11 protein-coding genes are annotated in these 14,975 nt (G+C 71.5%); 10 read left to right on the forward strand and 1 reads right to left on the reverse strand.

Annotated features, from left to right (window positions below; translation table 11 throughout):
- Nucleotides 1-5: 5 nt before the first annotated feature.
- Nucleotides 6-548: an SMI1/KNR4 family protein gene (locus Q5762_RS24645; RefSeq protein ID WP_315894408.1), complete on the reverse strand. Its 543-nt coding sequence runs from the start codon at nucleotides 546-548 to the stop codon at nucleotides 6-8.
- A 742-nt stretch (nucleotides 549-1,290) separates the two neighbouring features.
- Here Q5762_RS24645 and Q5762_RS24650 point away from each other — a divergent pair.
- The 10 genes from Q5762_RS24650 to Q5762_RS24695 all read left to right on the forward strand — a co-directional run bounded on the left by Q5762_RS24650 (nucleotide 1,291) and on the right by Q5762_RS24695 (nucleotide 14,960).
- Entirely contained in the window at nucleotides 1,291-1,830 is a 540-nt protein-coding gene (locus tag Q5762_RS24650; RefSeq protein ID WP_315894409.1) for a winged helix-turn-helix domain-containing protein, read from the forward strand.
- Nucleotides 1,827-2,357, forward strand: a complete 531-nt coding sequence (locus Q5762_RS24655) for a transposase (protein ID WP_315894470.1) — start codon at nucleotides 1,827-1,829, stop codon at nucleotides 2,355-2,357. The genes Q5762_RS24650 and Q5762_RS24655 overlap by 4 nt, the downstream gene beginning before the upstream one ends.
- Nucleotides 2,358-2,985: 628 nt before the next feature.
- Nucleotides 2,986-3,339, forward strand: coding sequence for a hypothetical protein (locus tag Q5762_RS24660; RefSeq protein ID WP_315894410.1), 354 nt, complete (start codon nucleotides 2,986-2,988; stop codon nucleotides 3,337-3,339).
- 5 nt (nucleotides 3,340-3,344) lie between these two features.
- A complete protein-coding gene (gene pstC, locus Q5762_RS24665; protein ID WP_315894471.1) occupies nucleotides 3,345-4,346 on the forward strand; it encodes a phosphate ABC transporter permease subunit PstC in 1,002 nt (333 codons plus the stop codon).
- Nucleotides 4,343-5,653, forward strand: a complete 1,311-nt coding sequence (gene pstA, locus Q5762_RS24670; RefSeq protein ID WP_315894411.1) for a phosphate ABC transporter permease PstA — start codon at nucleotides 4,343-4,345, stop codon at nucleotides 5,651-5,653. The genes pstC and pstA overlap by 4 nt, the downstream gene beginning before the upstream one ends.
- 144 nt (nucleotides 5,654-5,797) lie before the next feature.
- Complete coding sequence (locus tag Q5762_RS24675; RefSeq protein ID WP_315894412.1) at nucleotides 5,798-7,540, forward strand: phosphate ABC transporter substrate-binding protein PstS; 1,743 nt, start codon at nucleotides 5,798-5,800, stop codon at nucleotides 7,538-7,540.
- Nucleotides 7,541-7,569: 29 nt separating this feature from the next.
- Nucleotides 7,570-10,137, forward strand: a complete 2,568-nt coding sequence (locus Q5762_RS24680; protein WP_315894413.1) for a hypothetical protein — start codon at nucleotides 7,570-7,572, stop codon at nucleotides 10,135-10,137.
- A 95-nt stretch (nucleotides 10,138-10,232) separates the two neighbouring features.
- Complete coding sequence (locus tag Q5762_RS24685; RefSeq protein ID WP_315894414.1) at nucleotides 10,233-11,228, forward strand: substrate-binding domain-containing protein; 996 nt, start codon at nucleotides 10,233-10,235, stop codon at nucleotides 11,226-11,228.
- 13 nt (nucleotides 11,229-11,241) lie between these two features.
- Complete coding sequence (locus Q5762_RS24690; protein ID WP_315894415.1) at nucleotides 11,242-12,816, forward strand: Ig-like domain-containing protein; 1,575 nt, start codon at nucleotides 11,242-11,244, stop codon at nucleotides 12,814-12,816.
- Between the two features lie 89 nt (nucleotides 12,817-12,905).
- Nucleotides 12,906-14,960 carry a WxL protein peptidoglycan domain-containing protein gene (locus Q5762_RS24695; RefSeq protein WP_315894416.1) on the forward strand — a complete coding sequence of 685 codons (2,055 nt, stop codon included), beginning with the start codon at nucleotides 12,906-12,908 and terminating at the stop codon, nucleotides 14,958-14,960.
- Nucleotides 14,961-14,975: the final 15 nt, after the last annotated feature.

Raw genomic sequence — 14,975 nt, forward strand, 5'->3', positions numbered from 1 at the left:
GGTTATCAGTCACAGTCGAGGCGCCCGTCGGTCACAGTGCGAACCGTCTGCATCTCCTCCACAAGGTGATCGAAGAACGTGGAGAGCGAAGGGAACTCGGCAAGCTTGACCTCCCCGTAGTCGCCCCATGAACCAACAGCGCCACTCGCTTCATCGACGAAGTATCCGTACATCCAATCCGCTTCGACAGCGAACGGAATCCAGCTCCTGCGCCACGGTGAATCATCAGCGGACTCGTTCGGGGAAGGCATCTGCCGCTCATGCACCTTGACCATCAGATCGGTCGACAGAAGATGCCAGCCCGACGACAGGAAGCAGCCATCGTCGTGGGCATGCGCGCGGTCCAGCTCACTCTCAGCGGCACGGACACCATTGTTGACCAGCAGCCACGTACGGAGCTCCTGCGGAAAAGTCACCCCTATAGCACTCTGCGCAGCGGCGATTTCACCCACTGAAGCAGGAGCGGCCAACGCGGCAGCGTTCCCCGGCGCGTTCTCCTCCAGCCACTGCACTACGCGCCCCCACGCTCGTCGCGTTTCTTCCGCCACGTTCCTCCCCTTCCTCGTTGGCTGATTACTCGCTCTGAAGTGCGGTGTCACCCAGGTGGAGCATTTATAACACCCAGGTTGGACTCGATTTCGTGACGGTCCGTCGGATTCTCCGGGCCGTTTCGGTTGCGCGGGCTGGTAGTGGCCGGGGTGATGGCCCCGGCTGTCCCGTCGGTGTGCGCCGGGTCCACGGTTCGGTTCCGCGTGTTGCCTTTCGCAGGGACAGGAACTGGCTGGGCATCGGGGTTCGCGAGAGCTTCGAGCGGCGATGGCGTCTGTGATCCGTCCGGGTCAGCGGCATGCGGATCTCAGGCGTCGGCGGGGGATCCTACCTGCGGGCTTCGCCGTCCTCCGCGGAGGTGGGTAGGGCCAGAGCCGTCGGGAGCAGGGCCCCGGCCATGGCCGTAGTGATTGCGCTCGTGGGCCCTGGCCGAGGCCAAACAGTAGGAGCCGGACGCCGACTCCGGCAGCGAGGGTGAGGCGCCCTCACCGTCAACGGGTGGACGCCCGAACGCACAGTTGCGGCACTACGCAACGTAATTCCGCGCAGCGGGCGAACATGGGCCAGGGCGTGGGGAGCCCATGGCAACCTATGCATTGACTCGGGGACGCTGGCGGATGGAGATTTCCTAAGCTCGGTAGGTGCGGGACGCAGAGGAGTGGTGTGGCGAACGCCTACTGAGGTTGAACTCGTGGAGTCGTAGGGGCTGACGCCTCATCGATCGTGCGGTATCACCGGGGCATGCGGTATCCACAGGGGGGCGGGCTGACCGCCGAACGGCAGAAGTTCCGCGAGGAGTTACGGCTCCTGGCGGCCGAGAGGTTCGCCCAGGGTGAGGCGAGTTCGGTGATCGCCAAGGACCTGCGGGTCAGCGTCCGCTCGGTGCAGCGATGGCGGCAGATGTGGGACGAGGGCGGTCCGCGGGGTCTGCGGTCACAGGGGCCGGCGTCGCTGCCGAGGCTGAGCGAGAAGCAGTTCGCCCAGCTTGAGGCGGAGCTGGCCAAGGGCCCGGCCGCGCACGGCTGGGAAGACCAACGCTGGACGCTGAGCCGGGTGAAGACGGTGATCGGCCGGCGCTTCCACCTGACCTACACGGTCCAGGGCGTGCGGAAAATGCTGGTGCGCAATGGCTGGTCCTGCCAGGTCCCGGCCCGACGGGCGATCGAGCGGGACGACGAGGCGGTGGCCGGGTGGGTCAAGGAGGTGTGGCCCTGCGCGGAAGACTCGCGGCGGCCCGTGGAGCCTGGCTCGTCTTCGAGGACGAAGCCGGATTCTCCATGACGCCGCCGCAGGCCAAGACCTGGTCACAGCGCGGCCGGACCCCGGTGGTGCGGGTTCGCGGCCGTTCCCGCAGGCGAGTGTCCATCGCCGCGCTGACCTGCTACAAGCCCGGCCACCGGTCGCGGCTGATCTACCGGCCGCGCCGGGACGACGGCCGTCGTGACGGCCGCAAGAGCTTCTCCTGGCAGGACTACCGGGACCTGCTGATCGCCGCCCATCAGCAGCTCGGCGGCCCGATCGTGCTCGTCTGGGACAACCTGAACGTCCACAAGGCCGCCGGACTGCGAGAGTTCACCGAAGCCCGGGACTGGCTGACCATCTACTACCTGCCACCCTACGCACCCGACCTCAACCCCGTCGAAGGGATCTGGTCCCTCCTGCGGCGCGGCTGGCTCTCCAACGTCGCCTTCAGCACCCCCGAACACCTCGTCCAGCGCATCCGACGCGGCTTACGGCACATCCAGTACCGCAGCGACCTCATAGACGGCTGCCTCGCCGAGACCGGCCTGACCATCAGACCCACCTGAGCAACCCAGCGACATCACGAGTTAAACCTCAGTAACAGTCCCCGATCGAGCAGGATCGAGGGGGATGCAGTCGGATGGAAACGGATAGATTTGTCCGTTCCTTCGGCGTCTTCGCAGGTGAGACGCGTCACCGAAATGGGTTCGAGTCCCACCCGCCCCACCGCCGGCCCGCTGTCGGCCCCGTCCGGTCCCGTCCCGATCTTCTGTGAGCCGGGCCACGTGTCGCCCCACGCGCCCGCCCGCACCGCCGCGAATCGGCCCCGGTGGCCGGAACTCGTCCCCCGGCGCGTGGCCTCCCGCGTGCGCCGTCGAATGCCGCAACTCCCTCAGTGCCGTACAACAGCGGACCGAGCGGCTCCGGTGCGCGTCGACACCTCCCGAGGACCTCTACCCCTCGTTCATGTTTTCTCCGTCTCTGCTTCACCGGTCCGTGTAGCCCCCAGCGCTCAGCGCCGTGATTGTCATGCGCGCAGCTATGACCGCGTAGTCGATTGTCGGCCACGCGTGGGGTCCGGGCGAAGGGGGCGGTTCCATGTCTCGGCCACGGTTTCTGTTTGTCTCATGGGTCGACGTCGAGAGACGTCAGGCGCCGCACGAGTGGACGCCCGGCGAGGTCGGCGTCGAAGCCGTGACTTGGCGGCTCGTCGGTGCCAACAACCACGCACTCGGGCGCGGTCCCGACCACCACGGCGGCCACGCCGCCTGCAGCGCGGCCGTCCGCAGGCTGCGCGACGGGCTCGACCGCGCGGTCCCCCACGTCACCATGGCCGCCACCACCGGCGTCTGGAGCTGGCAACTCGCCCTGGACGAGCGGTGCGTCGCGGTCGCCGCCCGCACCTTCCGGCGCCAGCGCGAGTGCCGCCACAGCCTGCAGCTCTTCCTCACCGCCGCCGCCGAGGGCCAGCTCGCCGCCAACGTCACGTACACACGTCGACTGCGCGGGCTGCGGCTGCCCGACGCCGTCAAGGGGACCGCCCTGTGACCACCATGACCCCCGCCGTCGCGCCGGACACGGACGCGCCGCGCGCCCGGTCCAAGGCCGGCGACCCCGCCGACCGGTTCTTCCGCGGCGGCGCGCGCGGCGCGGGCGCCGTCGTCCTCGTCACGATGACGCTCGTCGGCGTCTTCCTCGGCGTCCGCGCGGCCGAGGCCCTCGGCGACGCCGGCTGGTCGTTCGTGACCGAGGCGGCCTGGGAGCCCGATTCCCAGCGCTTCGGCATCGCCGCCGTGCTGCCCGGCACCGTGCTCATCGGCGCCACCGCGATCACCTTCGCCCTGCCGCTCGCGCTCGGCACCGCGCTCTACATCACCGAGTACGCGCCCCGCCGGCTGCGCCGGACCCTGGTCAGCCTCGTCGACCTGATGGCCGCCGTGCCCAGCGTGGTCTACGGACTGTGGGGGTTCTTCTTCCTCCAGCCCCAGATCACCGGGCTCGCCCGGTGGATCTCCACGTACTTCGGCTGGATCCCGATCTTCACCGTGGACGGCGCCGACCCGAGCGACCCGCTCGCGCCCGCCACCGTCTACACCTCCTCGACCTTCATCGCCGGCATCGTCGTGGCGCTGATGGTCACCCCGATCGCCTGCTCGGTGATGCGCGAGGCGTTCGCGCAGGCCCCGCCCGGCGAACGCGAGGGCGCCTTCGCGCTCGGCGCCAGCCAGTGGGGGGTCATCCGTACCGTCGTCCTGCCGTTCGGCAAGGGCGGCATCATCGGCGGCACCATGCTCGGGCTCGGCCGGGCGCTCGGCGAGACCATCGCCGTCGTCATGATCATCTCGCCGGTCTTCTTCTTCCAGCCGCACATCCTGGAGAACGGCGCCAACTCCGTCTCCGCGCTGATCGCCCTGCGCTACGGAGCCGCCAGCCCGCTCGGGATGTCCGCGCTGATGGCCGCCGGTCTGTCGCTCTTCCTGATGACCCTCGTCGTCAACTTCATCGCGTCCTCCGTGGTCGCGCGCAGCCGGTCCGGAACGGGAGCCGAGGCATGACCCTGACCACCGCCGAGACCGCCACCAAGCTCACGGTCACGCCGGACGTCGTCCCCGACGGGCCCGGTGCGCCCGGCGAGAACCGCCGCGTCACCTCCGGCCTGCACGCCCGTGACGTCTTCGCCCTGCTCGGTTCGGGCGCGGCGGCCGTGGCCCTGACCTCCGTGGTCTTCGGCCGGGTGCTGCCCTTCGACGCCCCGCTCGGCTTCACCGTCGTCGCGTACCTCGCCTTCATGGCGCTGTACGCCGTCCTCGTCTCGCTCGACGAGAACGGCGCCACGGTCCGCGCCCGGCTCGCGCAGACCCTCGTCCACGCGCTCGCGGGGCTGCTGCTCGCGGCGCTGCTGTTCATCGTGGGGTACGCCCTGTGGCGCGGGTACGAGGCGCTGGGGCACCTGAACTTCTTCACCGAGGACATGTCCGGCACCGGACCGCTCCAGCCGATCACCGACGGCGGCATGGTGCACGCCATCGTCGGCACGCTCCAGCAGATCGGCATCTCGCTGCTGATCACCGTGCCGCTGGGGCTCGCCTGCGCGGTCTTCCTCAACGAGGTGCCGGGCCGGTACGCCCGGTTCGTACGGACCATCGTGGAGGCGATGACGGCGCTGCCGTCCATCGTGGCCGGTCTGTTCATCTACGCCACCGCGATCCTGGCGCTCGGTCTGGACAAGTCCGGGTTCGCCGCGTCGCTGGCGCTGTCGGTGATGATGCTGCCGATCATCATCCGGGCCGCCGACGTGGTCATCCGGCTGGTGCCGGGTTCGCTGCGGGAGGCCTCGTACGCGCTGGGCGCCGGGCAGTGGCGGACCGTGTGGACGGTCGTGCTGCCGACCGCCCGCTCCGGGCTGACCACCGCCGTGATCCTCGGCACCGCGCGCGGCATCGGCGAGACCTCGCCGGTCCTGCTGACCTCGGGCGCCGCGACGGGGCTGAACTGGAACCCGTTCGACGGGCCGCAGACCTCGCTGCCGCTGGCCACCTTCACCCTGGTCGCCTCGCCCGAGAAGACCATGATCATCCGAGGCTTCGGCTGCGCGGCGCTGCTGATGGCCCTTGTCCTGCTGCTCTTCCTGATGGCCCGGGTCATCGGCGGCCGCGGCCCCGGCCAGCTCAGCCGCGGCCAGCAGCGCCGCCGGGCCGCGGCGTCGCTGAAGGACGTGGAGCGGATGGAGTCCCGGCCGGCCACGTCGACATGGCAGGCGGACGCGGTGCTTCCGGCGCCCCGGGGTCCGGCCGGTCCGGGCCCTGGCCCGGTCGGCGCCGGGCCGACGGACGTCGCGCCTCCGCCGCACCCCGTCGGCTGACGGCCCGTCGCCCCTCTCACCGCCCACCCGCACCCGCCACCCGCACCCGCGGCCGCCCGCGAGCGATCCGAACTCCCCGCGCGACCGCGCGAACCGCACCACCCGTACCACCCGTACCACCCGCCACCGATCAGGAGACCCTCGATGTCCGGACGCCCACCGGCATTCCCCGCGCGCGTGCTGCGGCGCAGCCTGGCCGTGCTCGTCACCGCCCTCGCGCTCGTGGTGCCCGGCGCGCTGCCCGCCGCCGCCGAGAGCTACGTACCGGTCTCCGGCGCGGGCTCCACCTGGAGCCAGAACGCCCTCGACCAGTGGCGGGCCAACGTCAAGCAGTACGGGATGACGGTCAACTACAACGGCACCGGCTCCTCCGACGGACGCAACCAGTTCCGCAACGGCACCGTCGACTTCGCCGTCTCGGAGATCCCGTACGGCATCAACGACTCGGGCGTCGCCGACCCGCCGCCCTCGCGGAAGTTCAGCTACATGCCGATCGTCGCGGGCGGCACGGCCTTCATGTACAACCTGAAGATCGGCAACCGCCGGGTGACCAACCTGCGGCTGTCCGGCGAGAACGTCGCCAAGATCTTCACCGGCGCCGTCACCATGTGGAACGACCCCGCGATCAAGGCCGACAACCCGGGCCTCGCCGCCGGCCTCCCCGCCCGCCGGATCGTCCCCGTGGTCCGCTCCGACGGCTCGGGCACGACCGCCCAGCTGACCACCTGGCTCAGCAAGAAGCACGCCGGGCTATGGGACGCGTACTGCGGCAAGGCGGGCCGCCGCACCCCCTGCGGGCCCACCTCCAACTTCCCGGTGATCGGCGGCAAGGGCTTCGTCGGACAGTCCGGCTCCAACGGCGTGTCCGGCTACGTCGCCCAGGAGGGCAACCAGGGCACGATCACCTATGTCGAGTACTCGTACGCGGTCTCCACCACCGGCTTCCCGGTGGCCAAGATCCTCAACGAGAAGGGCTACTACACCGAGCCCACCGCCCAGAACGTGGCGGTCTCGCTGACCAGGGCGGGCATCAACCCGGACCTCACCCAGCGCCTCGACGAGGTCTACAACAGCACCGACCCGCGGACGTACCAGCTCTCCAGCTACAGCTACATGATCGTCCCGACCGCCCTGGAGTCGAACTTCAACCCGCAGAAGGGCAAGTCCCTCGGCGCGTTCGCCTACTACTTCCTGTGCCAGGGACAGCAGTCGGTCGACCGGCTCGGCTACTCGCCGCTGCCCATCAACCTCGTCCAGGCCGGCCTGGCGCAGGTCAAGCGGATCCCCGGGGGAGCCGCCGAGACCATCGACATCAGGAAGTGCAAGAACCCGACGTTCTCCAGCGACGGGACCAACACCCTCGCCAAGACCGCGCCGAACCCGCCCGCCTGTGACTTCAAGGGCGCCACCCAGTGCGACACCGGCACCGGTGGCAACAAGACCCCCACCAAGACCGGGGGTTCCTCGGGCGGCGGCTCCGGCGGTACCGGCGGCGGCAGCGGCGGAGCGACCGGCGGCGGTACCGGCGGTACGGCCTCGGGCGGCGGCGCGACCGGGGCCGCCACCGGCGAGGCGACCGGTGGCGCTTCCGGCGGTACGGCGGGAGCGGGCGGGGCCGCCGGGGCGACCGGCGGCTCGGGCGCGGCCACGGGGGGCGCGCTCGACCCCGATACCGGCCAGCCGATCGCGGCGGGCGACGCCGGCGGTTCCGGCGGGGGCGGCGGCGACCTGTACGGCGTGCCCGTGACCACGGCCGCAGGCCTGGGCGGCGGGCTCCGGACGGCCCTGATGGTCCTCGGCGCCGCGCTGTTCTTCGGCATCACCGTCGGTCCGCCGCTGCTGCACCGCCGGCTCGCCGCCCGCCGCGCGGGGGAGGCAGGACGATGACCCGTACTCGTACTCGTACACGCACCCGTATGCGTACGCGTTCCCGGCTGCGCCATCTCCTCGGCACCCTCTGCCTCGCCCTGGTCCCCGTCGTCGCCACCGTCGGCACCGGGCTCGACCCGGCCGCGCCGCCCGCGTACGCCGCCACCGGCGACGACTCGCGGACGACCGTCTCGGGCACGGGCGAGTTCGCCGACCTGAAGATCACCGTCAGCCAGACCCGTAACCTCGTCAACCAGGTCGTCAAGGTCAGCTGGACCGGGGGCCCGCCCACCGTCTCCGACACCGCGTACGCCGCCAACTACCTCCAGATCATGCAGTGCTGGGGCGACGAGCGCGGGCCCGGCACCGACCAGTGCCAGTTCGGTGGCTCCTCCGCGCTCGGCGCGGGCGCGGGCAACCAGGCCGCCGGCGCGTACACCAACAGCCGGCAGCTGAACTACGGCGCCCACCTGAAGGACTCCGAGAACCAGCCGCTGCCGCCGCCCAGCCCGAGCGGCATCTCCTACGCGCCGTTCCGCACGGTCACCGGCGACGACGTCAGCCCGGGCAACTGGAACGAGTTCTTCGACGTCAACAGCACCAACGAGATCCCGTACGCCCGCACCAACGCGCGCGGCAACGGCGAGGTCTACTTCGAGGCGCAGACCGGCGTGGAGGCCCCCGGCCTCGGCTGCGGCGACGCCATCGAGAAGCAGGGCACGGTCACCGGCCGGGGCTGCTGGCTGGTGATCGTGCCGCGCGGCACCAGCGAGGTCGACGGCAGCTCGTACACCGGTCAGTCCAGCGGTCAGCTGCAGTCCTCGCCGCTCAGCCCGGCCAACTGGAAGCACCGCATCACCGTCCCGCTGGGCTTCGAGCCGATCGGCAGCCACTGCCCGATCGGCGCCGAGGAACGGGGCACGCTGGGCAGCGAGATGGCCGCCGAGGCCGTCACCCGCTGGCAGCCCGCCCTCTGCCGGACCGGCACCAAGGCCATCTACGGCTACGCCCAGGTCCCCGACGAGACCGCGCGCGTCAAGCTGCTCTCGGGCAAGCCCGGCCTGGTCTTCGTCGGCCGGCCCGCCGTGACCGACAGCTCGCGCGAGGCCCACCGCAAGCCCGTGTACGCGCCGGTGGCGCTCTCCGGGATCACCATCGGCTACTTCATCGAGAGCCAGGCGTCCTTCCGGGCCCCCGACGAGGTCAAGCAGCGCAACGGCACCCGGATGGCGAGCCTGCGGCTGACCCCGAGGCTGGTCGCCAAGCTCCTGACCGAGTCCTACCGTGACGGCGTCTCCCGCTTCGCCGAGAGCGTCGCGAAGAACCCCGAGAACCTCGGCCGCGATCCGGAGTTCATCCGGATCAACCCCGAGTACGCCGACCTGGACTTCGGCGGCAAGCTCGGCGACGCGCTCGTTCCGCAGCCGCTCGCCGACACCACCCGGCAGCTGTGGGACTGGGTGGGTCAGGACCCGGCCGCCGCCGAGTTCCTGAAGGGGACCGCCGACAACGAGGGCGCCCACGGGAACCCCGGGAACGCCGGCATGAAGGTCAACCCGCACTACAAGAACCTCGCGCTGCCGCTCGACACCTTCCCCAAGAGCGACCCGTACTGCCAGCCCTTCGACGACCGGCCCGACTTCCCGCTCTGCATCCAGGACAAGAAGCCGTACGCCACCGACATGCACGCCGCCGCGCGCGCGGCCGGGCGCGGCGACACCCTGGCCCGTACCAGCTGGGACGCCACCGCCACCCCGCCCGCGTACAAGAAGGACCCGCCGCAGCCCGCCGGGCAGCGGGCCGTGCTCGCCGTCACCGACACCGCGACCGCCGAGCGGTACGGGCTGCTGCGCGCCGAACTGCTCAACGCGGCGGGCCGGTTCACCGCCCCCGACGCGGCGTCCCTGACCGCCGCCGCGAACGCTCGCAAGCCCGGCGCGGACGGCGTGAGCGTGCCCGACCCGGGCACCGGGAACGCCGCGGCCTACCCGCTGACCGTCCTCACCTACGCCGCGACGGTGCCGGCCGACCTGACCACCGCCGAAGGCCGCGATTACGCCACCCTGCTGACGTACGCGGCCGGCGGCGGCCAGACCCCGGGCGTCGCCTCGGGCACCCTGCCGCACGGCTACGCGCCGCTGCCCGAGGCACTCCGCGCGCAGACCCGGAAGATCGCGCACCAGGTCACGACGGGGGCGGGCAAGTCACCGTCGACAGCACCTCCTACGACCGCCCCGGGGACGGGAGACGGCGGGGCGTCCGGCGACGGCGGCTCCAGCGGATCGACCGGTTCCGCCGGGACGAGCGGCGGAACCGGTGACTCCGGCGGATCCGGTACGGGCTCCGGCGGCGCAGCGGCCGCGGGCGGTACGCAGTCCTCCGCGAGCCCCAGCACCAGCCAGGCCGCCGTGCCGCCCACCACGGGGAAGCCGTCCCCGGGAGCGCCCGCCGCCTCGGCCGTGGGCGCGCCGACCCCCGGCTGGGCCGTCGGCTTCGTCCGGAACGCACTGCTCGTCTGTCTGATCGTCGGCGCGGTCGCGGCCTTCTCGGGCCCGCTGCTGCCGAGGTACCTGCCGCGACTGCAGGCGGCCGCACGCCGGCGGCTGAGGAGGTGATGCCCGAAAGCGTCTGATTCGTCCGCGCCAACGGAAGTCCTGCACACGCGCCCCGGGCACCACCCGGAGCGCAGCCTAGCTGAGGAGAACCCCCAGTGAACAAGAAGAAGACCGGCCTCGCGCTCGCCGCTGCGGTGCTCGCGGCGGTCACGGTCGGCAGCGGCCTCGCCTCCGCCGACCCGGCCGGCCCTCCGCAGTACCGCCAGCTCTCCGGCGTCGGCTCCGACACCACCCAGGACGTCATGAACGGCCTCGCCGACGTCGTCATGGTGAACGGGCAGAAGGTCATCGGTTCGTACGACGCCACGGGCTCCGCCAGCATCACGACGAAGAACCCGGCGACCACGCCCAACTGCACCCTCGCGCGCCCCAACGGTTCCGGCGCCGGGCGCTCCGCGCTCCTGACGTCGCTCCAGGCCGACAACGGGTGCCTCGACTTCGCCCGCTCGTCCTCGCTGAGCCTGGGCGCGGCCAACCCGGGTCTGACGTACGTGCCGTTCGCGATCGACGGCGTCACCTACGCCATCACGCCCGGCTCGTCGATCCCGCGCAAGCTGACGCTGACGGACCTGAAGGCCATCTACCACTGCGACCCCGCCTACGTGGGCGCCGGGCCGAACTACGACATGACGGTCTACCTGCCGCAGGCCGGTTCCGGCACGCGCTCCTTCTGGCAGCAGCAGATGGGCATCACCGAGGCCGACGTGGTCGCGGGCATCTACCCCTGCGTCAAGGACAAGAAGGGCACCGCCCCGGTCCAGGAGCACGACGGCCGGGTGCTCGACGACAGGTCGATCGTGCCGTTCTCCATCGCGCAGTACCAGTCGCAGTCCTCGCAGACCATCGCGGACCTGCGCGGCCGGGCCATCCTCGGCACCGTCGACGGCCTGTCGCCGACGGTCCTGAACAGCGGCTTCGGTGTGAAGCGCGACGTCTACAACGTCATCCCGACCAGCAAGGTCGCCACCTCGCCGTGGAGCGACACCTTCGTCGGCCCGAACTCCGGCATCTGCAAGCAGACCGCCGTGATCAACACCTACGGCTTCGCGACCAACCCGAACTGCGGCGACACCACCAAGCAGACCCCCTGATCAGGAGCTTGACGTGCTGAAGAACAGAATCTCCCGGGCCATGGCCCTCGGTGTCGCGGCCGTCACCACCGCCTTCGCGGCGGGCCTGGCCACCGCGGGCGCCGCGTACGCCGCGCCGATCGGCACCCTCGACATCACCCCCGCCACCGGCGCGGACACCAGCGGCATGTCGTTCACCACCTCGGGCGCCTGCCCGTCGAACGCCACCAACGTCCTTGTGAAGGTGGAGGGTTCCGGCTTCCCGGCCGGCGGTCTCAACGTGGTCGGCAACTCGCCGATCACCACGTACCCCACGGCGGGCAACGGCGGCATGGTCATCCCGCTGACGTCCACCATGCGCGACTACGCCTCCCAGGCGGGCTTCACCACCCTCCAGGGCAAGTACGACTTCACCGTCATCTGCCGGACCGCGTTCAACGGCACCAGCCTCGGTGACTTCACGGGAGCCGTCTGGTTCACGTCCAACACGACGTACCAGGCCAACGACCCGGCCGTGAAGACCGACACCAGCACCTCGCTCGCCGTCACCCCGGCCGGTCCCGCGCAGGTCGGCACGGCCGTCACACTGACCGCCGGCGTCACCCCGTCCGGCGCCGCCGGCACCGTGCAGTTCAAGGACGGCTCGGCCGACCTCGGCACCCCGGTGACCGCGAACGGCGGTACGGCGACGCTGACCACGAGCAACCTGACCGCCGGCACGCACGCGCTGACCGCCGTGTTCACGCCGTCCAACGCCTCGTACAACGGCTCCACCTCGACGGCCGTCTCCTACCAGGTCACGCCGGCCGCGGCCACGCAGACCACGACGGCCCTCGCGGTCTCCCCGGCGGCGTCCACCCCGCAGTACAGCCCGGTCACCCTCACGGGCACGGTCTCCCCGGCGGGCGCGGCGGGCTCGATCCGCTTCACCGACACCGTCGGCGGCGCCACCACCCCGCTCGGTACGGTCCCGGTCAGCAACGGCACCGCCGTCCTGACCACCTCCGGCCTGCCGGCCGGACCGCACTCCTTCACCGCCGTCTTCGTCCCGGCCGACCCGGCCCGGTACACCGGCTCGGACTCCGCCGCGATCCCGTACACGATCGGCGCGTTCGCCGGCGTGACCGCCTCGGAGACCATCACCACCACCGTCAACGCCGGTGCGCTCGTCATCAGCGTCGACAACCCGCAGGTCACGCTTCCCTCGCCGGTCCTGAACAACGACGGTGACCTGCTCACCACGGCCGGCGCCCTCAGCCCGGTGACCCTGACCGACACCCGCGCCGGCAACCCCGGCTGGACCGTCAGCGGCCAGGTCGCCGACTTCTCCGACGGCGCCACGCACGCCATCAACGGCCAGAACCTCGGCTGGTCCCCGAAGGTCGTCGACAAGGCGCCCGCGCAGACCGTCACCGCCGGCTCCACCGTCGCGGCGGCGTCCGGCGCGGCCCCCGGCGACACGGGCACGGCGGGCCTGAAGTCCGCCCGCACCCTGGCCAACGGCACCGGTCTCGGCACCGCGCACATCGGCGCCGACCTGGCCCTCAACGTGCCGACGTCCACGACGGCCGGTACGTACACCGCCACGCTCACCCTCACCGCCATCTGATCCAGGCGTGAGTTCCGGGGCGGAGCCGCGCCGCGCGGCCGACCGCGCGCCCGGGGTTCCGCCCCGCCCCTGACATCTGGAGAACCGTCATGACCTTTTCCCGCTTCATCCGACGAGCCGGTGCCGTCGGGCTGTTGCTGCTCGTCGTCCTGTCTCTGCTGCCGGGCGGGTCCTTCGCCTTCGCCGCCGGCTCCGCCGACGACAAGAAGAAGGCCGTCTTCGGCGTCCAGCCCGCCGGGCCCAAGAAGCCCGACCAGCGGCCGCACTTCTCGTACGGAGTCACCGGCGGCGCCGCGGTCCGCGACCAGATCGCGTTCTGGAACTACGGCTCCGAGCCGCTCACGCTCGCCGTCTACGCGAGCGACGCCGTCAACACCGTCGACGGCGGCTTCGACCTGCTCGCCGCCGACAAGAAGCCCAGCGACACCGGCAGTTGGATCAAGCTGGCGAAGAACAAGGTGACCGTCCCGCCCAAGGGCAACGTCATCGTCCCCTTCACCCTCACCGTGCCCGCCAAGGTGACCCCCGGCGACCACACCGGCGGAATCGTCGCCTCCCTCTCCGGTACCGGCAAGGACGCCCAGGGCAACCAGGTCCGGCTCGACCAGCGGGTCGGCGCCCGCGTCTACGTACGAGTAGCGGGCGCCGTCAAGCCCGAGCTCACCGTGGAGAACGTCCGCGCCGAGTACCACGGCACCCTCAACCCCTTCGGGTCCGGCTCTGCCACCGTCACGTACACCGTCCGCAACAGCGGCAACGTCCGGCTCGGCGCCCGCCAGGCCGTCCGGATCAACGGGATCTTCGGCTCGTCGATCACCGCCAAGGGCGTCCGCGACCTCGGCGAGCTGCTCCCCGGCAACGCCCTGACCGTCACCGCCGAGGCCGAGGATGTGGCGCCGCTGGTGCGCGCCTCGGCCGTCGTCTCCGTGCAGCCCGTCGCGACCCGGGACGGCGTCGACCCGAAGCTCCCCTCGCTGACCCACTCGGTGTCGCTGTGGGCCGTGCCCTGGACCCTGCTCGCCCTGCTGCTGCTCCTGGTCGCCGGCTTCCTGTGGCGGCGGCGCCGGCGGCGTACGGACCGGCGCGTGGCGGCGGCCGAGGCGGGCCGGGCCCGGAAGAACACCTCCGAGTCCTCCGAGTCCTCCGAGTCCTCCGAGTCCTCGGAGTCCTCCAAGACCCCTGAGACCCCTGAGACCCCCGAGACCCCCGAGTCCCCCGACAAGGAGCTCATCGTGCAGTTCACCCGCCTCCTCACCGGGCGGACGGCGGCCGGTGCGGCCGCCGCCGCGGCGGTCGTCCTCGCCGGTGTCGGCGTCCTCACGGTGCCGACGGCCTCGGCCGCCCCGCTGGGCACGGCGAAGGTCGACCCGGGCACGGGCACCGACGACGGCAACATCGCCCTGACCACCTCGGCCGCCTGCCCGGCGCCCGCCACCAACGTCCTGGTGAAGGTGACCGGCAAGGGCTTCCCCGCCGAGGGCAAGAACGTGGTCGGCAACTCGCCGCTCACCACCTACCCGCAGGACCCGAACGGCCCCGGCTTCACCGTGCCGCTGACCATGACCATGCGGGACTACGCCAACGAGGCCGGGTTCAGCAAGCTGGAGGGGCGGTACGACCTGACGGTGGTGTGCCGGAAGGCGTTCGGAGCTGAGACCTTCGGCGATTTCACCGGGTCGATCTGGTTCACCTCCGACACCGTGTACCAGGACACCGACCCCGGCGGCCCGGACCCCACGGACACCCCGACCGGTACGCCGTCCGGCACTCCGTCGGGTACGCCCTCCGGTACTCCCTCGGGGACTCCGTCGACCACGGCGACGCCCACCCCGACCGACTCCGTCTCGCCGCCTACGAGCACGAGCACGAGCCCGAGCCCGAGCTCCACGGCCACCGGCGGTGACACGGTCGGTGTCTCCACCAGCATCCCGCCCAGCACGTCGGCGCCCACGACCACCGCCCCCGCGTCGTCCGGCGGTTCGACCGCCTCCGGCGGGAGCGGCGGAAACGGCGGTGGCGGCCTCGCCGACACCGGTACCGACCCCGTCGTGCTCGGTCTGCTCAGCGCCGTCCTGCTGGTCACCGGCTTCTTCGCCGTCCGGTGGGCCCGCCGACGCGGCCTGATCACCTTCGGCACCAACTGACGTAACAACTGACGT

The sequence above is a fragment of the Streptomyces sp. P9(2023) genome, assembly GCF_032436795.1.
Taxonomy (GTDB): domain Bacteria; phylum Actinomycetota; class Actinomycetes; order Streptomycetales; family Streptomycetaceae; genus Streptomyces.

Excerpts from the sequence above, each read along its gene's own strand:
- Q5762_RS24675 (WP_315894412.1), top strand. The coding sequence starts at position 5,798 with ATGTCCGGACGCCCACCGGCATTCCCCGCGCGCGTGCTGCGGCGCAGC.
- Q5762_RS24680 (WP_315894413.1), top strand. The coding sequence starts at position 7,570 with ATGCGTACGCGTTCCCGGCTGCGCCATCTCCTCGGCACCCTCTGCCTC.
- pstA (WP_315894411.1), top strand. The coding sequence starts at position 4,343 with ATGACCCTGACCACCGCCGAGACCGCCACCAAGCTCACGGTCACGCCG.
- Q5762_RS24655 (WP_315894470.1), top strand. The coding sequence starts at position 1,827 with ATGACGCCGCCGCAGGCCAAGACCTGGTCACAGCGCGGCCGGACCCCG.
- Q5762_RS24695 (WP_315894416.1), top strand. The coding sequence starts at position 12,906 with ATGACCTTTTCCCGCTTCATCCGACGAGCCGGTGCCGTCGGGCTGTTG.
- Q5762_RS24650 (WP_315894409.1), top strand. The coding sequence starts at position 1,291 with ATGCGGTATCCACAGGGGGGCGGGCTGACCGCCGAACGGCAGAAGTTC.
- pstC (WP_315894471.1), top strand. The coding sequence starts at position 3,345 with ATGACCCCCGCCGTCGCGCCGGACACGGACGCGCCGCGCGCCCGGTCC.